General features: G+C 52.5%; 28 protein-coding genes. 9 read left to right on the top strand and 19 right to left on the bottom strand.

All coding sequences use genetic code 11. From position 1 onward, the window contains the following. Nucleotides 1–5 precede the first annotated feature (5 nt). The 7 genes from traE to HJG40_RS07045 all read right to left on the bottom strand — a co-directional run bounded on the left by traE (nt 6) and on the right by HJG40_RS07045 (nt 4,855). On the bottom strand, nt 6–620 hold the full coding sequence (traE, locus tag HJG40_RS07075) for a type IV conjugative transfer system protein TraE (RefSeq protein ID WP_215863532.1): 615 nt from the start codon (nt 618–620) through the stop codon (nt 6–8). Then, nucleotides 620–898: a type IV conjugative transfer system protein TraL gene (gene traL / locus HJG40_RS07070; protein WP_215863531.1), complete on the bottom strand. Its 279-nt coding sequence runs from the start codon at nt 896–898 to the stop codon at nt 620–622. The genes traE and traL overlap by 1 nt, the downstream gene beginning before the upstream one ends. After that, nucleotides 895–1,470, bottom strand: a complete 576-nt coding sequence (locus HJG40_RS07065) for a hypothetical protein (protein ID WP_215863530.1) — start codon at nt 1,468–1,470, stop codon at nt 895–897. Before HJG40_RS07065 ends, traL begins: the two co-directional genes overlap by 4 nt. Nucleotides 1,471–1,824: 354 nt before the next feature. After that, nucleotides 1,825–2,163 (bottom strand): hypothetical protein, encoded by a 339-nt coding sequence (locus tag HJG40_RS07060; RefSeq protein ID WP_226857272.1) that lies wholly within the window; start codon nt 2,161–2,163, stop codon nt 1,825–1,827. Then, nucleotides 2,160–3,368, bottom strand: coding sequence for a hypothetical protein (locus tag HJG40_RS07055; protein WP_215863529.1), 1,209 nt, complete (start codon nt 3,366–3,368; stop codon nt 2,160–2,162). The genes HJG40_RS07060 and HJG40_RS07055 overlap by 4 nt, the downstream gene beginning before the upstream one ends. Then, a complete protein-coding gene (locus tag HJG40_RS07050) occupies nt 3,368–3,766 on the bottom strand; it encodes a hypothetical protein (RefSeq protein WP_215863528.1) in 399 nt (132 codons plus the stop codon). The genes HJG40_RS07055 and HJG40_RS07050 overlap by 1 nt, the downstream gene beginning before the upstream one ends. Before the next feature lie 66 nt (nt 3,767–3,832). Continuing rightward, the gene (locus HJG40_RS07045; RefSeq protein ID WP_215863527.1) at nt 3,833–4,855 is read right to left on the bottom strand and encodes a hypothetical protein; all 1,023 of its coding nucleotides are present in this window, start codon (nt 4,853–4,855) and stop codon (nt 3,833–3,835) included. Between the two features lie 150 nt (nt 4,856–5,005). Here HJG40_RS07045 and HJG40_RS07040 point away from each other — a divergent pair, with 150 nt between their 5' ends. The 3 genes from HJG40_RS07040 (at nt 5,006) to HJG40_RS07030 (ending at nt 6,788) form a co-directional block, all read left to right on the top strand. Beyond that, complete coding sequence (locus tag HJG40_RS07040; RefSeq protein ID WP_215863526.1) at nt 5,006–5,935, top strand: AAA family ATPase; 930 nt, start codon at nt 5,006–5,008, stop codon at nt 5,933–5,935. Nucleotides 5,936–6,060: 125 nt separating this feature from the next. After that, a complete protein-coding gene (locus HJG40_RS07035) occupies nt 6,061–6,537 on the top strand; it encodes a hypothetical protein (RefSeq protein WP_215863525.1) in 477 nt (158 codons plus the stop codon). Nucleotides 6,538–6,617: 80 nt separating this feature from the next. After that, the gene (locus HJG40_RS07030; protein WP_215863524.1) at nt 6,618–6,788 is read left to right on the top strand and encodes a hypothetical protein; all 171 of its coding nucleotides are present in this window, start codon (nt 6,618–6,620) and stop codon (nt 6,786–6,788) included. A 65-nt stretch (nt 6,789–6,853) separates the two neighbouring features. On the opposite strand, the gene HJG40_RS07025 is transcribed toward HJG40_RS07030, so the two are convergent. The 6 genes from HJG40_RS07025 to HJG40_RS07000 all read right to left on the bottom strand — a co-directional run bounded on the left by HJG40_RS07025 (nt 6,854) and on the right by HJG40_RS07000 (nt 10,056). Continuing rightward, a complete protein-coding gene (locus HJG40_RS07025; RefSeq protein ID WP_215863523.1) occupies nt 6,854–7,480 on the bottom strand; it encodes a hypothetical protein in 627 nt (208 codons plus the stop codon). Nucleotides 7,481–7,714: 234 nt separating this feature from the next. Continuing rightward, a complete protein-coding gene (locus tag HJG40_RS07020; RefSeq protein ID WP_215863522.1) occupies nt 7,715–8,056 on the bottom strand; it encodes a hypothetical protein in 342 nt (113 codons plus the stop codon). A 50-nt stretch (nt 8,057–8,106) separates the two neighbouring features. After that, nucleotides 8,107–8,421 (bottom strand): M48 family metalloprotease, encoded by a 315-nt coding sequence (locus tag HJG40_RS07015; RefSeq protein ID WP_215863521.1) that lies wholly within the window; start codon nt 8,419–8,421, stop codon nt 8,107–8,109. A 157-nt stretch (nt 8,422–8,578) separates the two neighbouring features. Further along, nucleotides 8,579–9,118, bottom strand: a complete 540-nt coding sequence (locus HJG40_RS07010; protein ID WP_215863520.1) for a hypothetical protein — start codon at nt 9,116–9,118, stop codon at nt 8,579–8,581. Nucleotides 9,119–9,132: 14 nt separating this feature from the next. Beyond that, complete coding sequence (locus HJG40_RS07005) at nt 9,133–9,702, bottom strand: lytic transglycosylase domain-containing protein (RefSeq protein ID WP_215863519.1); 570 nt, start codon at nt 9,700–9,702, stop codon at nt 9,133–9,135. Between the two features lie 90 nt (nt 9,703–9,792). Further along, nucleotides 9,793–10,056, bottom strand: a complete 264-nt coding sequence (locus HJG40_RS07000; RefSeq protein ID WP_215863518.1) for a hypothetical protein — start codon at nt 10,054–10,056, stop codon at nt 9,793–9,795. 74 nt (nt 10,057–10,130) lie between these two features. Here HJG40_RS07000 and HJG40_RS06995 point away from each other — a divergent pair, with 74 nt between their 5' ends. Together HJG40_RS06995 and HJG40_RS06990 are read left to right on the top strand one after the other, a co-directional pair. Continuing rightward, nucleotides 10,131–10,433: a type II toxin-antitoxin system MqsR family toxin gene (locus tag HJG40_RS06995; RefSeq protein ID WP_215863517.1), complete on the top strand. Its 303-nt coding sequence runs from the start codon at nt 10,131–10,133 to the stop codon at nt 10,431–10,433. A 1-nt stretch (nt 10,434) separates the two neighbouring features. Next, nucleotides 10,435–10,848, top strand: coding sequence for a type II toxin-antitoxin system MqsA family antitoxin (locus HJG40_RS06990; RefSeq protein ID WP_215863516.1), 414 nt, complete (start codon nt 10,435–10,437; stop codon nt 10,846–10,848). 1 nt (nt 10,849) lies between these two features. Here the strand turns inward: HJG40_RS06990 and topA are convergent, their stop codons facing one another. Genes topA through HJG40_RS06960 form a run of 6 tightly spaced genes read right to left on the bottom strand, consistent with a single transcriptional unit; the run spans nt 10,850 to nt 15,860 of the window. Then, entirely contained in the window at nt 10,850–12,913 is a 2,064-nt protein-coding gene (gene topA, locus HJG40_RS06985; RefSeq protein ID WP_215863515.1) for a type I DNA topoisomerase, read from the bottom strand. A gap of 18 nt (nt 12,914–12,931) precedes the next feature. After that, entirely contained in the window at nt 12,932–13,744 is an 813-nt protein-coding gene (locus tag HJG40_RS06980; protein ID WP_226857279.1) for an ATP-binding protein, read from the bottom strand. Next, a complete protein-coding gene (locus HJG40_RS15380; protein WP_215863513.1) occupies nt 13,744–15,156 on the bottom strand; it encodes a DnaT-like ssDNA-binding domain-containing protein in 1,413 nt (470 codons plus the stop codon). The genes HJG40_RS06980 and HJG40_RS15380 overlap by 1 nt, the downstream gene beginning before the upstream one ends. Further along, on the bottom strand, nt 15,153–15,341 hold the full coding sequence (locus tag HJG40_RS06970; protein WP_215863512.1) for a hypothetical protein: 189 nt from the start codon (nt 15,339–15,341) through the stop codon (nt 15,153–15,155). The genes HJG40_RS15380 and HJG40_RS06970 overlap by 4 nt, the downstream gene beginning before the upstream one ends. A gap of 7 nt (nt 15,342–15,348) precedes the next feature. After that, nucleotides 15,349–15,582, bottom strand: a complete 234-nt coding sequence (locus tag HJG40_RS06965) for a hypothetical protein (RefSeq protein ID WP_215863511.1) — start codon at nt 15,580–15,582, stop codon at nt 15,349–15,351. A 14-nt stretch (nt 15,583–15,596) separates the two neighbouring features. Next, a complete protein-coding gene (locus HJG40_RS06960) occupies nt 15,597–15,860 on the bottom strand; it encodes a helix-turn-helix domain-containing protein (RefSeq protein ID WP_215863510.1) in 264 nt (87 codons plus the stop codon). Here HJG40_RS06960 and HJG40_RS06955 point away from each other — a divergent pair. From HJG40_RS06955 to mutS, 4 genes are all read left to right on the top strand, one after another. Next, complete coding sequence (locus HJG40_RS06955) at nt 15,781–16,320, top strand: helix-turn-helix domain-containing protein (RefSeq protein ID WP_368355904.1); 540 nt, start codon at nt 15,781–15,783, stop codon at nt 16,318–16,320. The two genes, HJG40_RS06960 and HJG40_RS06955, sit on opposite strands and share 80 nt — an antisense overlap. Before the next feature lie 132 nt (nt 16,321–16,452). Next, nucleotides 16,453–16,677 (top strand): DUF4224 domain-containing protein, encoded by a 225-nt coding sequence (locus tag HJG40_RS15375; RefSeq protein WP_226857277.1) that lies wholly within the window; start codon nt 16,453–16,455, stop codon nt 16,675–16,677. Then, nucleotides 16,652–17,620, top strand: a complete 969-nt coding sequence (locus tag HJG40_RS06945; RefSeq protein ID WP_215863507.1) for a tyrosine-type recombinase/integrase — start codon at nt 16,652–16,654, stop codon at nt 17,618–17,620. The genes HJG40_RS15375 and HJG40_RS06945 overlap by 26 nt, the downstream gene beginning before the upstream one ends. Before the next feature lie 46 nt (nt 17,621–17,666). Continuing rightward, nucleotides 17,667–19,997 (top strand): DNA mismatch repair protein MutS, encoded by a 2,331-nt coding sequence (gene mutS, locus HJG40_RS06940; protein WP_215863506.1) that lies wholly within the window; start codon nt 17,667–17,669, stop codon nt 19,995–19,997. The last annotated feature ends 121 nt before the right edge of the window (nt 19,998–20,118 follow it).

Raw genomic sequence — 20,118 nt, 5'->3', positions numbered from 1 at the left:
TTTCTTCAACTTTTACCCCCTGCTTTCTTGGGCTGATGTTTGATCTCCCACGCAATCGTATGAGCGGATCCGGGATAGGGTTCAAAGCTGGATAGCACCGGCTGTCCGGCTTCGATGCGTACCTGCATCTGGAAGGTGTACGGCAACTTCTCTACCGTTTCCCCGCTGGAATTGATCTGATGCAGTACGCCCTCCACAAAAACCGTGTGATTTGCAGCCTGCCAGATGGTTTTGCGGGCGGAAAAAGTAAAATTGGCATCATCTGCTTTTTCTTCTGCCGCTGAAGTCATCACCTTGCTTCTGACATCTTCATAAGCATTCGCGCCAAACAGCTTTCCCAATGCTTTAGCAACATATTGGGCGTCACCGGGCGTAAGATTGCCGACCAATTCCGCCACATAAAGGCCGAAACTTTCGTAGTAGGCATCATCTGCAGTGGCATATCCGACCTTGACGGACTGGTTGAGGTAAGGCGGGACAATGACGATCCGCGTGCTTTGGGTGGCAATGACCCAGCCTTCAAACCCGATAATTACGGCCAGCAAGACAACCAATCCGACCAGTATCCGTGACTTGGACGCGAGATCGTCGAGATTCTTACGGAACAGATCAAAATTCATTAAGAAATCCACTCCTTGATGTTGCCGTTCTTGAAGACCTCATTGAGTCGCCACCAGCCGAACTTATAACTCATGTGAATCAACACCCCATTAAGCTGATTGTTTTTCCAGCCCTGAAACAGCTTGACCATGATGAACGCCAGCACGATACAGATGGTCAGTTCGCGCATGACGTATCCAATAATGAAGAACATTGCGCCGACGGCCACTTCGTCCATTTCCCAGAAGAGAATCATCGGTTGATCGTCCACATGGCCGGGAATCTGTACGGTTTTCAATGGGCACCGCCTTGGGAAGTAATGCTTCCCCAGGATTCCTTGAGATTGCCCTTACAATGCTTGATTACGTTTTCTATTGTCTCGGCCCCTTTCGTACCGAGATCCTGCTTCTTGCAGGCCCAGTAATCGGTGCGAGCTTTTCCGCAGGGTAAATGCGCGGGCTGGCAGTGCCAGGGGTTTGCATGAGTCGCTGTCTGAACAACAGACGGCTGCTTTGCTGCGTGCTTCTGTCCATTGTCAAACCAGGTTTCAGGAATCTTGAACGGATGTGCTTTGTGCAGCGTCACCTTTGTCGCTTCCTGATTCGGGTGATAGCCTTTCGGATAGGCCTGCAACCAAAGGGGCTTCGGCGTTGGTGAAACCACGATAGCGGGATTTTTCTGCACGATCACGCGGGCGAGTCCTCTTTTGCCGACGCTTCCCTGCCAACTGTTTCCGAGTCTGGGCTGGGCGGTGTAGTGGATGGGGATATTTTCCCCGGCGTATCCGCCGCTCTTTTGGACCGTAGCTTGTTGGTCGCCTGCTGCCAATTCGAGCTTATGCTGTAATTGGGCGCAGGCCGAAAGACCCATGCCAAGACCACCCCATAGAGCCACACGAAAAAGAATGTGAATGCTGTGGCGTACACCCGGAAAGCCGGAAAAGCCGCATGAGCGAAGGGTGTATAGGCCCACGGTGGAACCCCTGCTCCTTCGTTCACATAGCTGCATCCCTTTGGGATTGCGTAACCGTCTGGCCAGAAGCCCAACGCCATTCCGGAATAGATGCCCGTCCAAAGTGGATGACTCATCTGCCAGTCCAGCGCCTCTTTGTAAGGATCTTTCTGATATTGTTGATAACAGGGCAACATAGCACCGGGCACCCAGGCGCTTTCCCAGGTGTGCCAGGCGAAGCCTGCGGCCAGGAGCAAAACGATCCAGCGCCACTTAACGATCCTCCTCATTATTTGCCACCGGGCAACGGTCATACTGATCTCCAGGTATCAATTTTCCGGGATGGGACAGGCACCACTTCTGCGCGTAGAAATAATCCCAGATAGTGAGCTGGCACCCCTTGTCAAAGTTACTGAATCCGCAGCTGATGCCACCGCTGTAATCAGTATCGGCAGCCATTGAAGCCGAGCTGAATATCTTGCCAACCCACACGGTTGGCCGGCAGGCCCGATCAATGCGCTCATCGGGTGCTCCCGCCAAGAAAACCCACGCCACGAACAACACCAACACGGCGACGAGGGTTCCGGCGAAGAACTCAACCAGCTTTTTCAACGGCAATTTCCTGCTGCGCTGAGAATGGCGGCGATGTCACCCACGGCTCCATCATTGGTGGAAACCTGTGCTTTCCCGGCTTTATCACACCAGATCACCACGGGATCCCCGATATAACCTGCATCTGCCAGTAATGCGGTATTACTGTTGACTTCCTGCGCCATATAGATGCTGCCTTGAATGCCGCGAATGCCGCCGGACCAGCTACTATTTGCCCGTTTCTTCCCCAGCCTCTCGTCTTGGCTTAAAACCTTCTCCGGAGAGGGTGCGGACAGGATAGCTTCGGCTTTTTTGATGCTCCCTTGATTTTTGAGGGCGACCAGGACATATCGCGCCCGTACTTTTCCCGTATCCACGGCAGATTCCAGGGCTTTATAGAGTCGATGACTTATTTCGCTGTTGGGATCTATGTAAGCGGTAATGACGGGTCCGGTGGATCCTACGAGGATGCCTTGTCCGCCATTTTTGAGTTTCATCAAAGTATTTACCGGCTTTGCCTTTGATGATGTGTCAGATGTGGCTTTAGAGCCTAATGCTGGCGACACCTGCATCGAGGGCTTTTGTGCAGCCAATGCGAAATCGGCTGAGGTGTTGTAATTTTTGCCATCTGCACCGACGAGCGTGCCGATCAAAACCAGTTTGTGCGCCACATTCACCCAGGCCACGCCCTCTTCCTGATTGGCGTCTTTGTAAACGACACCTTTGAGGTTTCCCGGTCCTTGCCACACCTGAACCACGGTAGCGGATCCGTTGCTGGCGGCACTTAAAATATTTTGTATGGCCTGAACAGGATCAGTTTCAGGCGCGGTTTCTGGTGTCGCTGCCTTTGCCAATGGCTTCATTGCCATCAATGCGCCATTGGCAGGAGCCGCTGGCAGGGCGTTTTGTTTTGTTTTTTCAGCCTGCGGCTTTGCGTCCGTATGGAGATGCGGTAGGGCCGAACCCTGTGATGTTTGCCCGTTTACCACGCCGTCATCGGGATGCTTGGGCACCATCACCTTGTTGGCGATCATGATAGCTACCACTAGAACGGCGAGGCTTCCCCAGATCACCTTTTTCTTGCTGGCTTTCACCTTACTGTTTCCGCCAGCGATTCCGCTGATAGGTGCTCGTGCGGGTGCCTTTTGGGATTCGTTATCTTCAGAGGTGTTTTCCGTTTGCGGTTGAGCCGGAGCTTTCTCTGGCACTTTCTTTTTTCCGAACATCAGGATTTCCCCTTATTTTTTGCAATTTCTCCATTCAACGCTGTTCTTGCGTCGCGGATGTTTTGCATAAAATCTTTTTCGCCCATAGAGATTACACTACCATCTACAATGACCGTCATATTGCGAATCCCCCTGGGATGCAGGATCTTGCTAAACATCATGGTCATGATAAATCCGGCAAACTGGACTGGCGGAAGGTCCACCAGTTTTTGCGCTTCCTCTTCTAAATGCTTTTGATCAACATCATGATCCAATAGAGTATCCCCGTCTGAAGTGCCCAGAAAAGCCCAACGGAAATGAGCAGGCTTACACCACCAAAACCCAACAAAACCAGCCCGTAGTGATGATGCTTTCTCGCCTTCTCCGGGATTTGATGATGGATTGTTTCCACGGCCCAACACCTGAAAAATTATTTATGAATACACTATAAAGTTAAAGCCATAGCAAGGCAAGCCCTGCCCGCTTTAGCGTGAAATGATCAATCCCTCTCTCCTGCAAGTAGCCACGATCATCGCAGACAGCTTTCCTGACGACACAAAAGCCCGATACTGCGGCTGATCGTCGCGGGTGGCCAGATTGGTGTTCGCATTGATCGCCTTTATCAGATCCACCCGATGTGTAATGTCTTTGGCTATCTTGAAATACTGATCCTGCCGCCAGTTCACAAAATGGTGGTATATCTCGGTATCCGCCCCGGTTATGGATAGGTGATGGGCTTTTCTGGCACGGCTGATGACACCTGCCGGTAGATGATATGGGATGACTTTGGATGTCCGGTCGAGATATTCGATATGTAACTCACCAACCAGAACACGACCATCCGGCTCCGCGTGCCAACGTGGTTGCCATGTCCCTACTCTACGCGGCTGACGCTGTTCCGGCTCCGGCATTTCGACCCGCACGCCCATTTCCCAGCGGCATCCTATCCTTTTCCCCCGTCGAATCTTGGGCCATGCCACCAGAAAGAACCGATAGATGGTTCCGTCATCCGGGAACGGCCTGTGCATGATAAATCGGAATTTCATGGGTTCTTTTTCCCGATCCATCCAAAGCGGCATTTGCACTTCATAGACCGGATGGCCGTGTTTTTCTCCGACGAGGTTTGTTGTTACCAGTACGGTATTACCTTTTTTCTGGCTGTGTTCAATGACTTCCTTCCAGTTTTTTTGTACGGCTCTGGTATGAAACACTCCGAAAATGACGCCCTTATCTCCCGTTTTTTTCCGTTCTTCCAGCGTTTTTAACGGTTTGGACTTTTTCCGCCTGGCCATGACCCGGCGCTGCTCGGTTTGCAGCCATCGTATAGGATCCTGCCGGTTCGGTGTCCACAAATCTGCGAGGCTTTCATAGACGTGATTGCGTGCAGCAACGATCTCATCCAGATGCGCCGCCTTTTCAAACTCGTAAAACACCCGCTGCGCGGCTTCAAGGGCCACCTCTTCATCCGGGCTGACAATCCACGCCTTATACTTATATGTTCTGTGCATCCAACAAAATCTCGCTTTTCGTTTCCTTTGTAATCCTAACACACTATAACGACAAGTCCCTATCCGCCTATCCACACTTTTTGTCCGCCCACTTATCTCCGGAACTCTTCCGAGCATTTGCTTCGGTTTTTAACTCAAAAGGAGATTGTTATGGACAACATTATGGTTGATTTGGGCGCAGCTTTTGGCATTCAGGAGCTTTCTGGCAGGAATTTCCCCGCCAAAAAAGCTGGTGAAAGAACACCAAGCCCATCATTTGAGTACATTTTTCGCATGGACTTGTTGAGAAAAATGCTCGCCTGGGCCAGTGGAAGCATCACTACCAGTCTTTTCCTCTCCGGACCAGCCGGATCAGGCAAGACCAGTTTGGTCGAACAAGTGGCCGCTCGTTTAGGGCACGGTTGCACAACGCTGTCTTGTAATGCGCGGACCGAGAAAGCCGATATTGTTGGTTATATCGGTTTGGAAGATGGTCGGACCTCCTTTATTGAGGGGCCACTGGTTCGCGCTATGCGTGAGGGCGAGTGGATAGTCTTCGACGAAGGGGACGCGCTTCCACCATCTGTCACCATCACTCTGAACAGGGTTCTGGAAGGCTCACCCCTTGCCATTCCTGAAACGGGTGCGGTGATTCATCCCCATCCTGATTTTCGGGTGGCGTTCACGGGAAATACTCGTGGACGTGGTGACAGTACGGGGCAGTATCGGTCGCGTAATGTCCAGGACGCAGCGGTTCTGGATAGATTTCTCTTTGTGGACGTGGGCTATCCCACATCAGAAGAGGAAACCAATCTGTTAAAAGGCAAATGCCCGAATCTGCCTGAAGATATTGTCGATATTCTGGTTCATCTCGCAGGCGAAACTCGCTCGGCTTTTGAGTCAGGCAACCTTTCGGCTCCAATTTCGACGCGGGGTTTAGTCCGTATTGCTTCGATCCTGGAAGCAGGTGTTTTCGCCAAGATTGGCGGAGATGTTCTTTGGGAGAGCATTGCCTTCGGCTTTGCCGACGGCCTTGGCCCTGACGAAAGTGAGGGCGTCAAACAGATTCTTGAAGCCCTAAAACTTCCTGCTTCGGACTAACCTACCCCTACCCCAACGCTTCGGCTTTGGGGTTTTTCTTTGCCTATCGGCTGCCTTTCCACACTTTTTGTCCAGCCCCTTGCATTTGGAACTGCTAATGCAATTCGTTATCGAGGAGGATTTTCATGTATAATTTTTGGGAAAGGTTTTGTCGATCCATATTTTCCAGGTTTTTCTATGCGTCACATCGTCGGCGAATTTTGTCACACGAACTTTCTTTGGCAGCAAGAGGCGCATCCATGTACATAGCGGTAGCATCTCTGGCTCAGAACAAGCTGGAAGAATTGTTCCTGGCAGCCGTGGTTTGGGCTACATTGGTGATTATCGCAGTGATTGTTGCGCCCTCAGAAAAAGGATCAATTAACAGATGCTTGATTCTTATCCAGATATATTTATACTCATTCGTTATGAGCAAGACGGAGTTTGTCTTGCGATGCACTATAGGCAGGGGGCATCAGGGCAAAGGATTGAAGGGATGGCAACATCATCCTTTTGAGAATTTTATCGGAAACGAGCCTGAATGCACACTACCTATCGTGGATGGAACCGATTCAAAGGTATGGATTCGGTTCTCCGGCGCAACTGAGCGTCAAACGGCTTGAGTTGGGGGATTCGTCCCGTCAACCAAGTGCGGATAAATCCTCTGTACAGCTTTGTACAGGTTTATAGGAACAGGTTCTGTATGAATGGTATTACCGTTTTTGCTCTAACAGCCATCGGGATAGCTCTTTTTATCGGTGCTTTCTATCTATTTTTGGATTATGCCCATGCAAAATCAGAGCAGGCAAGTAAAGCCCAGAAAAGCAGCAGCGCCCATTCGCCTGTATCGCATACGACTGGCGAGATTTCCTGAGTCTTCAGACGTTTCGATCCTACCCTACTCCACCCCAACGCTTCGGCTTTGGGGTTTTTCTTTGCCTATTTTTTCCCAAGAATTGCGATTACATCTTCAGGTTGCCCCGCAAACTGCACTTCCGGGAATCGAATCAGATCATCTTCCATATCCTCCCAGATCACATCAAAGGCTTCCATAGCAACAATATTTGCTTGCGAGGGCCGCCAATAAATGACCTTTTCGGGCATGTCCATACACTGCTTCAGCGTGTTGATCATCCTTTCAGGAATACAGTCTATGTAGATTTCAGGTATGATTTTTGGTGGATAAGCCATCTGATCCATCGCTAAAATACTGGATACGGGCGGCTCCTGCGGCCATAATGTCGCCCTTTTTTTGTTTCCAAAGTTTCCACTTAACCCAGAAGTCAGCATGACCATATCCCAGTATTCTGCGGCATTCTGTCGTATTGGCAGAGAGATCATCGTTCTCAAATCCTCATAATCCAGAAAGTCACTGCGTAATATCTCCATGAAATCATACAGCCATGGCGCGGTCTGCCATCCTTTCCCGTCCCAAAGAATGATTGTCCCAACGGGATTGATCAGCAGATCGGGCGACATCCACTCCCGCCGGGTATTGAAATACTTTTCTGCACGAGAAATCCGTTTTTGATTCAGGTTTCTTGGTTGTACTTCCGATTCACCCATTTGTGCCTCCTAATTAAAGCCTCCGCCACCCAAAGACCGCAGGATATTGGTTTTAACAGCCCCTATCGGGGCGGGTACAGGTTCCCGGCTTGCGCCGGGACCGTATCAGGCCCATTCGGGCCAGTTCAGGCTCTTCGAGCCGGGTCACGCCCTAACGGGCGAGGGGCACGTCCGGGAACGTGCGGGCCGCTTTCGCGTCCCTCTTCGTGCCAGATTGATAATCTCTGCCTGTAATCAATCCTTTTTCAGAACCCAAGTCCCGCCATCTCCTGTGTTGCGCCAGACACCTTTTCCATGATCGCCTTTCAGGGATCCCTCAAACTCTGCGCCCGTTCCGGCGATTCCAAAGTGGATGATTGTACCGCGTACAAACCCAGCCACATGGAACGGTGTTTTGCCCTCATTGCGTCCGTGGCATACCCCGTTAAGCTGGCCAGATGCCTTGATGTGAATAGCACAGTGCCCCTGATCTCCTCCGGTGAACCTTGCTTCCCACTTACCTGCGAACGGTGTCCCCGCAAAAGCCGTGGTAGAAAAAGCCAATGCAGCACCCAATAACAAACTTCTCTTTAACATCTTAAATCTCCTAGTTTTTAACAAATCTATAGTATTCAGCGGGAGCTTAACTATTGCGCCAAATCCGCCCTGCGTTCCAAATGGTCGTACAAAGCCAAGCGCAACAACACACCCAGCACTACCATTACCATGCCATAAGCGATCCAGTCTCGGTCTATGGGCAAGTCTGTACCCAGATTGGCATTAAGGATCGGTGCCACAAAAAGATCCCAAAGTGCGGCAGCCAGCATGAGATAAAAACCCGCTGCAAGGAATAGGCCGATAGCTGTAAAAACCCAGTCTTTGCGGTGTCCCAGTTCGTGCAGCAGACATGCCTTCACTTCTGCATCTGTGGCTTTCCGCTCGTCGAGCCAATCCGGGTGCATATAGATCACCTTAGCCGATGGCCACGCGCTGATTGTGGCATTCCCTGGGCCAGCCTTGGACCAAATCCGCACCTTGGCCTCGCCATGAATCATATTTTCTAAGTCATTAACTGTTCGCATTGCCTTTCCCCTTCGTCAAAAATATCTCGACTTGTCCTTAATGCCGTGTCTGCCCGGCACCCGGCATGTTCGACGCTGCCCCTGCCGGAAATGCTTTCTGGAATCGCATTGCAAATTCCTTGTGGGATGCTTTTCCAATGGCGCATCTAAATCCGCACCCGTCCCATTCCTGATCATGCCCGTACACGGCTTCGTTTCGCACGAACAGGCACACCATATTCTCATCTTCGGGAATGCACGGATATTCCGTTTCCAGGTCCACGGCGGTTCTGACAAACGCTTGGATAAGGCCCAGGAAAAGCGGATCGCCTTGCCCTGCCTTTGCCATTTTGTCCGGATCGTTACCCACATTCAGGAATATGGGCGTTTTGTCTTCCGTGGGTTCCACGATGTACACATCCGCAGCGGATACGCCACCCACAACGCCCACGCGACAAGGCATGATGTAGTTGACGGGCTTGAAAACGCTCTGCATCTGCGCGGCGCGAATGGTGTAAAGAATGCCCCGGTGTTTTGGATCCGGGTGAAACGGTATTTTTTGTTCCGGTGACACCTGCTTTTTTGCTATTTTTTCCATAACAATCTCCTTGCTCATTTTAAGCCTGACCCGCCTTTCCAGACTCGCACCACTTTTTCCGCATACGCTACGGCCTGTGCATACCGATTGCCTTCCGATACTGCCGTCGGGCCTTCGTTGTAGGCCAATAAAGCCAACTGAGTATTTCCGTGAAAACGATTCAGCATCTTCCGGAGAAACCGGACTCCACCCCGGATATTTTGTCGGGGCTTGTACGGATTCACACTGAGCAGAGTGGCCGTGACCGGCATGAGCTGCATGGGGCCAATGGCTCCGGCCTGGCTGATGCGGTGCGCTGAACCCGCAAAATCTCCGCCGTTCTCTACATAGAGCACGGAAGCCACGAGCTGCGGCTGCAGATGAAAGAAGCGGGCGTCGGCCACCACCTGCTGCGCGTATGGCCCTGCGAGCTTTCTGATGCGTTGCGCCCGAACCTGGGCGGCATGGGCCAATAGGTCTGACCGCTTTGCCGCTTCCGCCTGCGATGTCTGTTGCGCGATGGCGCAATGCGCTCCGAACAGGATGGCCAGCCCCAGGCTCGCGTAGGAGAATACGCCAGCAACCGTTGTGGATAAGCGGCTCATAATGAACTGTTACCCACAATTTCTGTGGATAACCTGCCGGATAAGGCCGCAAACGGATGACCGATCAGGGCAATCAGCGATGCACACCTTTTAATCATCTTCATCCTGCGAGGAGTTGGTCCCCGCGAGATCAGCCGCCGTGTCCAGCGTATCCCGTTCTTCTTCCACGACATCACCGGATTCTCGCTCCTTTTCGACCAAGCTGATGATTTTATTCAGCTTGGCGGGCTTAATATCCAGATATTCTGCGATGGCTTTCACGTCCTCTTTCAGTTGTTCCTGCATCGAAGCGATGGAAGTTCTGCGGTTAATCACGTCCTCGATGGCTTTTCTGGACTTCGTATCTATCTGCATGGTGTTGCTCCTTTTGGATTTGTGACTAATATACCACATTGAAAAATGTTTATGGAATCCATAAACTCTAAGCGATGGAAAAACGTAAACCGCATTATCCCCTGGCGGAAATTAAAGCGACCATCACGCGGCTTGGCCTGGATGCTTTTACTGCCACGGCCTTGCGGGGAATAGATCAGATGGGGCTTTCTGTTGCTGAGGGGATGGCGGTTGTACTGGGTCTGCAATCGGAAAGGCTGTTTAAGAGCATGACGACTTTTGCAGATCACCAGGTTTGGCAGGATGTGTACCATGCGCCCTGCCCAAACGGGAAAATGGCCTACATTAAAGTCACGCTGCGATCTGGAGCCGTCGTGATTCAGTTTAAGGAGCTTTGATATGACCGAAAAACGCTTCTGCCTGCAGTGCGATGATGGTACGGAACTGGTGCACGAGCGCAGGGACATGCGCGTTTCCATTGAAGCGGTGTCCACCAGCATCGCGGATGTTTCAGGATGGCATTGTCCCATCTGTGGAGAATGCGAATTTGATGAGGGCGAGGCACATCGGTATGCCGATACCCTGCAGAAATTACGCAAGGATGTCACACTCCGACAAGGCGAAGATATGCGTAATGCCCGAAAGCGCCTGCATCTTAGCCAGAAGGAAGCCGGGATACTTTTTGGCGGGGGGGCATCTGCTTTCTCCGAATATGAGCACGGCAAAACCCAGCCCCACAAGTCCACAGTTCTGCTACTGAAACTGCTTGGGGAGCATCCTGAACTGTTGCAGGAAATTCGACGGGCAGAGTAAGTCATGTTTTTTTCCTCCTTGCCCCGGTTTTCTTCCCCTTTCCTGCCGGCAATGGTTCCCAGGCTTTGCCTATCGCGCCGTTATCGTCCCACCAGGTACCGTGGCCCTTGCTGCAGCGGTAATAGGGATGGCCGTTTTTTGTTTCGTACTTCCCCGTAAGATCCCCGCATTCCGGACAAGCAGGACCATCCGTGTTGCTGTTGGCCGGTCCTGATCCGGATTCCCCGAAAGGTTCTCCGGGATTTCCGTTTTTGTCGGTCAGCAAGTCGTGTGCATCACGATTGGAGCAGACCCAGAAGAATGCACCCGGTTTTTTCTTGCTCTCCCGGCGCGTGACCGTTCCATCACAACCGTCCACCGGGCAAGGCTGGGCGGTCGGATCTCCGGGCATGGCATCGAGGGTGTTTTTCAAATCCGCATAGGATTTGGAGAGCAGATCACGCGGCGGCATCTTTCCCTGGGTGATGTCATCCAGGCTGTCCTCGATGAGCCGGGTGTAATCCAGCCCGGAAAAATCAAAGGGCAACAACGCATCCGATACGGATTCACCATGATCGGTGGCATAGAGCGCCGGGGCTTTGCCCCGGCGCTTCATGTAATCGCGCTTGTAGAGCACATTGATGATGCTGGCGTAGGTTGAAGGCCTGCCGACGCCATGATCTTCCAGCGCCTTGATGAGCGTGGATTCCGTGTAGCGGGGCGGTGCCTTGGTTTTCTTGGCCAGCATCTCGCCGCGATCTGCACTGAGCTTGTCGCCGACAGAGAGTTTCGGTACCGGATTGGCCGCCACTTTCTCAGATCCCTTAGCGTCGTCTTCTGCATCCTCGTCAGATTCCTGATAGAGCGCCTGCCAGCCAGGATCCGTCAGAACCGATCCGACAGCGCGGAATATAGCGGGCTTTTTCTGAAATTCCCCGCCATCCAGCGTGCAGGAAGTCTGCTGATAAATGGCGTCCGGCATCTGGCTGGCCAGCGCCCGCTTGCGAATCAGGTCATACAGAGCTTGCTGGTTTTTATCCTCACCGGCGTTTTCCCGATCCGATTTTGTGGGCCGGATAGCTTCGTGGGCTTCCTGAGCGTCCCCCTTGGCTTTCCAGCGCCGGGGTGTTTCCACAACGGGTAGTCCGATTTTTTTCAGCGTTTCCCGCAGCATGGTTTCCCCTTCTTCTGACAGGTTTGGGGAGTCCGTGCGGTGATAGGTGATGGCACCCGCTTCAAACAGCGCCTGCGCTGCTTTCATGATGTCATCGACCCCAATCTTGAGGGCGCGGGCACCATCCATCTGCATGGAGCTGGTCGTAAAAGGCGGTGTGGGTGATTTCCGTGTAGGTTTCGATTCCGCCTTGGATACCGCAAGCGGCATCGAGGGAATAGCATCGGCCAATGCTTGCGCGAAGCTCTTGTCCTGGAAATACTCTCCCTCTTTGGTTCCATCCAGCCAGGTCGCTCGCCATGCGCCTTTTGCTCCGGGCATGTGCGCCACTACCTGATAAAACGGCGTAGGTTTGAAAGCCTTGATTGCCCGTTCGCGCTCAACGATAAGCCGCAGAGCGGGGCTTTGGACCCGGCCTGCGGAGGCTTTGGCACCGATGGACCGGCTCAAAATCGGTGAGACTTCCCAGCCGACCATGCGATCCAGAGCGCGACGGGCTTCCTGGGCGGCCACCAGGCGCATATTGACCGGTCTGGGCTTGGCCAGTGCTTTGCGGATCGCACTTTCTGTCACTTCCTGATAGGAAATGCGTTTAGCCTCACCCGGTTTGATTTTTAGCACCTGGCAGACGTGCCAGGCGATGCCTTCGCCTTCACGATCCGGGTCAGTGGCGATAAATATGGTATCCGCACTGGATGCCGCAGCGCGTAGGCCGGATACGATTTCCTTGTGCTTCGTATCCAGAATCTCGTAGCGCATGGCAAAGTCCGGCGGACGGATATAAGCGGCTTCTCCGGTCAACGGCAGATCACGGATGTGCCCCAGGGTGGCTTTCACACTCCAGCCATCCCCCAGCATGTGCCGGATGTGGCTGGCTTTCTTCGGTGATTCGACGATGAGTAAGTTTCCCAAGAATATTTCCTTTTCTGTTTAGTGAGCGACAGCGTTAGCCGTATCGAGGTCTTCGATGCCAACTCTGGTACGGTAGCTGTTCCAGGCGAATTGAACAGCAATGCCTTTATTGGTACGAAAACGGTCAAATATCCTTCTGCCGATTGTTGCACGAATCACGTCCAGGTTTTCGTTTCCGATGAGAATCACCGGGCGTTCCCGTTGATAACGGGCATTCAGTATCTCGAAAAGAATCACCCGCTCGGAATCTGTGTTGTACTGCGTACCCACTTCATCGAGGATGAGCAAATCCGGACGAACAAACGAATCAATGATCTCCCGTTCAGTCATGTGCGAATCCCGCCGATAGGTTTCCCGCACGGTCAGGACGGCTTCCATGACGGATGTGAATACCGCCGTGTAACCGCGCTGGATGATGTCGTGGGCAATGGCTATGGACAGATGCGTTTTCCCAGTCCCTGTATCCCCGAAAAGAATCATGGAGCGCCCTGAGCGCACGGCTTCTTCAAAGCTCGCAGCATAATCCCGTGTAAAATCCAGCGCCCGCTGCTGCTTGGGATTGGTAACATCCACCTTATAACTGTCGAAGGAACAATCTCGGAATCGCGGCGGAATGGCGGCGCGATGGAGAAGCCCATCCATGCTGGCTTTTTTTCGGCGCTCGCCCAATTCCTGCGTTTGTTTCCGCGCCTCATCCTCCATGCACTTTGCACATCCGGACCAGATTTCACGGGTGCCGAAGCAGAGCTTTTTGGCAGTGTACGCCCCGTGGACTTCACAGGTGCGTTCTTCAGTTTCGATAATGGATCCGCTAACACATAATTTCTGCATCACAAAACCTCCTTTTCTTCGTATTCCTTGTCCTTTTCCTTGTCCTTTTCCGTTACTTCGCTATCGTCAGACAACTCATAACGATGCAAAAAAGTGCCATCCGGCATCAGCACCGCTTCATCCAGATGGCCTGGTGGCGACATTCCTGCACCTGTGGAAGCGTCCAGTGCTTCATCGTTGATGGTTCCGTCATCGTGCATGAATGCTTCATAATTCGTGCTCACTCCCCAGTCATGCCGCGTGGACACCTGTTTTTTTCTTTCGGGCTTTTCGGGTTCGTGTTCCTGCGCCAGATAGCGTTTCCAGGAGAACACCAGCGACTTCTCCCAGCGATGCTGGCTGCGGGTTTCGTCGGGCTTGAATGACCAGTAGGTGATAAAATCCTGCAAGGCCTTCGGATAGTCCGGACTGTCCACATTCAGTCCTGCCCGCTTTGCGATACCAACAAAGACTTTTGAAGGCTCCCAATCCGCTGAAATAGCGACAGGTGTTGAATAGTATCTGTTGATATTCAATGGTTCTTCCGATTCTTTCTGCTGATCCGCTTCCCACTCCCAGCCATCCTGAATCTTCTCGCCGTTCAGGACTTTTCTGACCAGTGTTCTGAGGTATCCACCGACATTTTTGGCTTTCTCCAGCGCAAATCGTTTACGGGTGACAATGCCAGTGAGATCCAGTGATGACCGGTTTTTCCGTAGCTGTTTCTGCCAGCGAAAAAGATCACTGGCCAGCACGCCTCTTTCCAGCAAAAACAGGAGTTCAGCGGGCAGGGACAGTTTCTTCAACAACTGGCTGTTCACCACCGATTCGCATTGCCGAATCCATGCGGCGCTCCATTTTTTCAGGTCTATTTTTTCAGCGACAACACCACAAACCTGTTTGAACCCCGACATCGCTTGCTCAAACAGGCTTTTTTGGCGGACATGGTGCGGTTCATAGGGCATCTGCACCAGATCTGCCAGCATGGGAGTAAAATAAGTATGGGTGACGCCACGGAAACGGCCATGGGCCTTGCGGCGCACCTGCCGGACGATGTATCCAGATTGCTGCAGATGACGGAGTGCTGTACTGACGGTGCAGACGCCCCGGCCAATCATCGTACCAATGCGCTCCAGGCTGGGGAATACCGGCTCGGCCAGATTGGTGTAATGGGCGTGCAATAAAAGTGCCTGTAAAACAACGCGCTCCGTCATTTTTAAGCGCGTCAGCCTATACAGGGTAAGCATCGGTTGGGATAAAATATTGGGGATATACAGATCCGGGGATAGGCCTAGATCATTGAGCACCCAGCGTTTGCGCGGAAGCGCATCCGGGCATCCCATATCCAATGTGACCTGGGTGCTTTCTGGAATCGAATCAGACTTGCAACGGTTCTTACCAGAATCTATAATGGTGTCGGTAAGATCGGTCACGTTGTGTTGTGCTCCGTGTTGTGCTCCGTGTTGTGCTCCGTGTTGTGCTCCGTGTTGTGCTCCTTTTTGAGCTTGTTGTTGAGCATCTTCTTTTTGCTCTCATAACGCTGATCGTACCAAGGCTGCCCAGCCAAAAGATGTAGCCCCCGAAGACTTCGCCAGTCGTCGGGGGTTTTGTTTTTCAAGAGATTTTCAGTGTTTATCGGGTTCACGGCTGTCAACCACAATAAAACGCTCAATGTCATCTACGGTCCCTGGGATCCGCATGTACCCCAAGTCTTCGCGTTCGTCCTCTGCGGCCTTACGAGTGGCAAAATTTTTGCCCGGCCAGCGCCGCATCCCGTAAGTGTCTGATACACCATAGATGTGATAAGGTCTGGATTTACCGGATTTTTTTTGCTGCGGTTGTTTTGCGTGTGTTGTCATTGGCATTCCCTGACTTAGCAGCTCATGGACTGGATCTGATCTTTTCCTCTTTGTTCGTTTATTCTTTTTCCATGAGTGTAAGGTTCTGTAGGTTCGGCTATGGCTATTCCAATTTCATGAATAGACACGCCCAATCGCAGTGCCGCGCCGATTATTTCATCGCTTCGTCTGGTATTCAGCACTTCAGGCCAATTTGAAATGGCCTGTTTTGACAGGTTTATAGCCATGCCCAGCTTCGTGCCGGTACCGAACATTCTAATTGCTGTCGATTTTTTCATTTCGATGCTCCTGTACTTTCTTGGTAATTTATTATTTACCACATTTTTTATGGTTATTGCAATATGGGGCATGACTACCACAACCGGTGACAGAATCAGATTAGCTCGCGAGAAAGCAGGACTAACCATGTCCGAGCTTGCCCACAGGATCAATGTTTCCAAGCAACTCGTCTGGTCTTGGGAAAACGGAAAAATCAAAGACCCCAGACCGGAATATGTCATTGCCATAAGGGATGCCCTTAATGTATCAATAGATTGGCTCATTCTCGGCAAAGGAGAGATGTCCGAGGAAGACAACCCTTACCGGGTAATGACCCCGCACCAGAAAGCCGTACTGGATTTGTACGAAGGACTACCAGATTCTATAAAGAAAGAATTTTTCCAGTCTCTTCAGGATAAAAAACAATTCTTCGACATGATCATGCAGGAAATGCTAGAGAAGAATAAACGCCTAAAGTAAATTTATATTGTCTTTTGGTGGTTCTTGTGGTTTACTATCAAGGAAGTCGCGCCACTTGGAGGACTCTTCCTTGCCCCGTCCCTGTCTCTGGAAAACCCAGAAAAACAGAACTCAGATTTGCAGACAAAGAAAATGTTTCTGAGCAAGGATCATCTCTACGAACTTACCGGCTATCAAAGACGCCCGCAGCAGATCGCGTGGCTCCGTGCCAATGGGTATCCCTTTGAGATTGGCGCAGATGGCAGGCCGCGTGTACTGACAGCAACGGTACTTGCCAAACTGGGTGCTCCGGTACAACATTCCAGACCTCAAGTGAGGATCCCCAAAGGACATGCGACCGCGCAAAACCCATCGTAACCTCCCGCCGTGCGTCTATTCCAAACACGGTGCCTACTGGTACGTCAAAGAAGGCAAATGGACGCGCCTGGCTCCTGATTTACCCACAGCTCTACAACGCTATGCAGCCCTTGCCGCCCCGACAAATTCCGGGATGCCCGCATTGATTGAAATCGCACACGTCGAAATCATCCGAAACAAGCGTCCCAATACCGTTAGCCAATACGACCAATGCCGCCGGGTACTCAAGGAAATGCTGGCCGAATTCGCTCCAGAACAAGTGCGAGGCGCGGACGTGGCTACCGTCAAGTCGGCTTACGCAGACCGCCCCAGTATGGGGAACCGGCTGCTGTCTTATCTGCGGCTGGTCTTCAACTACGCGCTGGAGCGTGGCATGGTGGATTATAATCCCTGCGTCGGGATTAAACGCCACGCCGAATCCAAGCGCCGTCGCTACCTGACAGACGCAGAGTTTCATTCCATATACACAGCAGCGTCGGAAAACCTTAAACCAATCATCATGGTGGCCTATCTTACCGGCCAGCGGATTGGTGATGTGCTGAAAATAAAGCTATCCGACGTGTCTGCGGATGGCATTTATTTTGAGCAGGAGAAAACCGGTAGCCGCGTTCTCGTCGCCATGACGCCGGACCTAGAACGGGCCATCAAAGCTGCTCGCTCTCTGCACCGATCTGTCGCTTCAATGAGCCTGTTCAGCGTCAAGCGCGGTGGTCGGCCTTATACCTACGCCACGGTACAGGATATGTGGGCCACCGCCGTGGAGCGGTCAGGTATCCCGGATGCTCATCTGCATGATCTCCGGGCAAAGAGTCTGACGGATGCCAAAAGACAAGGATTGGATCCTGTGGCGCTGGCTGGACATGCAGACCCACGCATGACCGCACGTTATATTCGGCAACATGATACAGTGGTTGCGGTACCGCCAAAGCTGGCGGAGTTTTAGACAGCCCCGTTCCCAAATTAGACAAGTTTTAGACAATAGACCACAAATGATTGATTCTAAAAAAGTTAAAAACCACACCCCCATGATGCAGCAATATTTTGGACTGAAAGCAGAATGTCCAGATGCGCTGCTGTTTTACCGCATGGGTGATTTTTACGAACTGTTTTACGAAGATGCGCAAAAAGCATCGGCCTTGCTGGGTATTACCCTCACCAGTCGGGGGCACAGCGCCGGAGAACCCATCCCCATGGCCGGGGTTCCGGTGCATAGCGTCGATGGTTATTTGGGTAAACTGGTCGCACTTGGCGAAAAAATCGCCATCGGCGAACAAATTGGTGACCCTGCCACCAGCAAAGGTCCTGTCGAAAGAGCCATTGTCCGGGTCTTGACCCCCGGCACCATTGTCGATGGGGCCTTGCTGGATAGTCACCAGGAGCCCCTGCTGCTGGCCATTTGTCCAGAAGGCGCTCGTTGCGGCCTCGCCTGGCTGGATGCAGCCGGAGGGCGGCTGATGCTCAGGGAAATCCCCCAGACAGGCTTGGCCGACCTGCTGGCCCGTCGTCCTGTAGCGGAAATCATTCTTCCCGAAGATTCGCCACTCAAAACCAGCCTGAACAACAAGCATGCCCAAAGTCTGGATAAAACCCTGTTCCAGACCCGGCGCAGTCAAGCCGTACTGGAGCGCTATTTTGGCGAACGCCTGGACAGTTTTGGCTGCAATGACTGGCCACTGGCCCTGCGTGCTGCAGGAGCGCTTCTCCATTATGCCGAATCCCAACTACGGGGCAGTCTGGCTCAGATCCAGCATCTGCAGCCTGAACGCGCCGAAGATGAGCTGTATCTGGATGCCACCGCTTTTCGTGCGTTGGAAGTTGTTGAAAGTCTGCACGAACAGGGCCCTACCCTGCTGTCTCTGCTGCAAAAAACCCGCACGCCCATGGGTGCCCGGCTTTTGCGGCGCTGGTTGCTACGTCCTTTGCGTCAGGGACCCGATTTGCTGCAGCGCCAGCAGCATGTCAGCGCACTGGTAGTCGGCCAGGGTCCGGAGCCGCTGCAAAAGGCTTTGCAGGGCATCGCCGACGCCGAGCGCATTCTCACCCGTATTGCCTTACGCAGCGCTAATCCTCGTGATTTGGCGCAATTGCGCAGCACCCTCCAGGCCCTGCCCGCCCTGCACGAAAGCCTGCACCGCTTCGCACAAAGTCCGCTTCATGACTATCAAAAACGCATCGGGTTATTCGCAGAAACTCGCCTGCTGCTGGAAAAAGCCATTGTCGACCAGCCCCCCATGACCCAAAGAGAGGGGGGTTATATCCAAACGGGCCATGACACTGAACTGGATCGTTTACAAGCCCTGAGTCACAATCTTCAGGATGTCCTGCGTAATCTGGAACAAGAAGAACGTCAACGCACCGGCATCAGCCAGCTCAAAATTCAGTACAATCGGGTTCACGGCTTTTATATTGAAATCAGCCGCAGTTATCTGGGACCAATTCCCGACGATTACCGCCGCCGCCAGACCACCAAAAATGCCGAACGCTACATCAATGACGCCCTCAAGCTTATCGAAGATCAGGCGCTTTCCGCCGAAAGTCTGGCGCTCAGCCGGGAACGTCTGCTGTTCACAACGCTTCTGGACACCCTGATACCGGAAGTTGCAGCCCTGCAGAACACCATGACCGCAGTGGCAGAGCTGGATGTCCTGAGCACCCTGGCTGAACGCGCCTTATCGCTAAATTGGTCTGCACCGCAACTGGTGGCAGAAAACAGTCTGCACATTCTTGATGGCAGACACCCGGTCGTCGAAGCGCAAATGGGCAGTCAGTTTGTGCCTAACGACCTTCATTTTGATGAACAACAGCGGATGCACCTGATTACCGGCCCCAACATGGGCGGTAAATCTACCTACATGCGTCAGAGCGCACTGATCGTACTACTCGCTCATATCGGCAGCTGGGTGCCCGCTCGTGAAGCCATTATCGGGCCTATCGACCAGATATTCACCCGCATTGGTGCCGCCGACGATCTGGCGGGCGGGCGCTCGACCTTCATGGTCGAAATGAGCGAAACAGCCCGCATATTGCATCTGGCCACAGCGCAGAGTCTGGTCATTCTCGATGAAATCGGGCGCGGCACCGCCACCTATGATGGCCTCGCCATTGCCTGGGCCACCGCAGAAGCCCTGCTGGAGCGCGGGGCATTTACACTTTTTGCCACCCACTATTTTGAACTGACCGAGCTGGAAAACCCGAAACTCAGCAATCTGCATCTGGATGCTGTCGCCCAGAACGATCAGGTTATTTTTCTGCACCGTGTCGAAGAAGGTCCAGCCGCCCAGAGTTACGGCCTGGCCGTAGCCAGCCTGGCCGGTATGTAAACGTTCAGCCAACCCACCCTTGCGGATTGGCGCCCATCAGGGTAATGCGGTTTTTTTCCAGTTCCACGGCAAGAGTTCGTGGAGCCGCTTGTTGGGCCAAGTGGGGAGCTTTTCGAGCACG

Origin of the sequence: Acidithiobacillus concretivorus (assembly GCF_018853445.1) — a bacterium.
Classification (GTDB): Bacteria; Pseudomonadota; Gammaproteobacteria; order Acidithiobacillales; family Acidithiobacillaceae; genus Acidithiobacillus; species Acidithiobacillus concretivorus.
This window is presented reverse-complemented; position numbering and strand designations above follow the sequence as displayed.

What these genes read in the sequence shown, in the direction of transcription:
- traE (WP_215863532.1), bottom strand. Translation starts at nt 620, where the DNA reads ATGAATTTTGATCTGTTCCGTAAGAATCTCGACGATCTCGCGTCCAAG.
- HJG40_RS07065 (WP_215863530.1), bottom strand. Translation starts at nt 1,470, where the DNA reads ATGGGTCTTTCGGCCTGCGCCCAATTACAGCATAAGCTCGAATTGGCA.
- HJG40_RS07055 (WP_215863529.1), bottom strand. Translation starts at nt 3,368, where the DNA reads ATGTTCGGAAAAAAGAAAGTGCCAGAGAAAGCTCCGGCTCAACCGCAA.
- HJG40_RS07045 (WP_215863527.1), bottom strand. Translation starts at nt 4,855, where the DNA reads ATGCACAGAACATATAAGTATAAGGCGTGGATTGTCAGCCCGGATGAA.
- HJG40_RS07040 (WP_215863526.1), top strand. Translation starts at nt 5,006, where the DNA reads ATGGACAACATTATGGTTGATTTGGGCGCAGCTTTTGGCATTCAGGAG.
- HJG40_RS07035 (WP_215863525.1), top strand. Translation starts at nt 6,061, where the DNA reads ATGTATAATTTTTGGGAAAGGTTTTGTCGATCCATATTTTCCAGGTTT.
- HJG40_RS07030 (WP_215863524.1), top strand. Translation starts at nt 6,618, where the DNA reads ATGAATGGTATTACCGTTTTTGCTCTAACAGCCATCGGGATAGCTCTT.
- HJG40_RS07025 (WP_215863523.1), bottom strand. Translation starts at nt 7,480, where the DNA reads ATGGGTGAATCGGAAGTACAACCAAGAAACCTGAATCAAAAACGGATT.
- HJG40_RS07020 (WP_215863522.1), bottom strand. Translation starts at nt 8,056, where the DNA reads ATGTTAAAGAGAAGTTTGTTATTGGGTGCTGCATTGGCTTTTTCTACC.
- HJG40_RS07015 (WP_215863521.1), bottom strand. Translation starts at nt 8,421, where the DNA reads ATGCACCCGGATTGGCTCGACGAGCGGAAAGCCACAGATGCAGAAGTG.
- HJG40_RS07010 (WP_215863520.1), bottom strand. Translation starts at nt 9,118, where the DNA reads ATGGAAAAAATAGCAAAAAAGCAGGTGTCACCGGAACAAAAAATACCG.
- HJG40_RS07005 (WP_215863519.1), bottom strand. Translation starts at nt 9,702, where the DNA reads ATGAGCCGCTTATCCACAACGGTTGCTGGCGTATTCTCCTACGCGAGC.
- HJG40_RS07000 (WP_215863518.1), bottom strand. Translation starts at nt 10,056, where the DNA reads ATGCAGATAGATACGAAGTCCAGAAAAGCCATCGAGGACGTGATTAAC.
- HJG40_RS06995 (WP_215863517.1), top strand. Translation starts at nt 10,131, where the DNA reads ATGGAAAAACGTAAACCGCATTATCCCCTGGCGGAAATTAAAGCGACC.
- HJG40_RS06990 (WP_215863516.1), top strand. Translation starts at nt 10,435, where the DNA reads ATGACCGAAAAACGCTTCTGCCTGCAGTGCGATGATGGTACGGAACTG.
- HJG40_RS06980 (WP_226857279.1), bottom strand. Translation starts at nt 13,744, where the DNA reads ATGCAGAAATTATGTGTTAGCGGATCCATTATCGAAACTGAAGAACGC.
- HJG40_RS06965 (WP_215863511.1), bottom strand. Translation starts at nt 15,582, where the DNA reads ATGACAACACACGCAAAACAACCGCAGCAAAAAAAATCCGGTAAATCC.
- HJG40_RS06955 (WP_368355904.1), top strand. Translation starts at nt 15,781, where the DNA reads ATGGCCTGTTTTGACAGGTTTATAGCCATGCCCAGCTTCGTGCCGGTA.
- HJG40_RS06960 (WP_215863510.1), bottom strand. Translation starts at nt 15,860, where the DNA reads ATGAAAAAATCGACAGCAATTAGAATGTTCGGTACCGGCACGAAGCTG.
- HJG40_RS15375 (WP_226857277.1), top strand. Translation starts at nt 16,453, where the DNA reads ATGTTTCTGAGCAAGGATCATCTCTACGAACTTACCGGCTATCAAAGA.
- HJG40_RS06945 (WP_215863507.1), top strand. Translation starts at nt 16,652, where the DNA reads ATGCGACCGCGCAAAACCCATCGTAACCTCCCGCCGTGCGTCTATTCC.
- mutS (WP_215863506.1), top strand. Translation starts at nt 17,667, where the DNA reads ATGATTGATTCTAAAAAAGTTAAAAACCACACCCCCATGATGCAGCAA.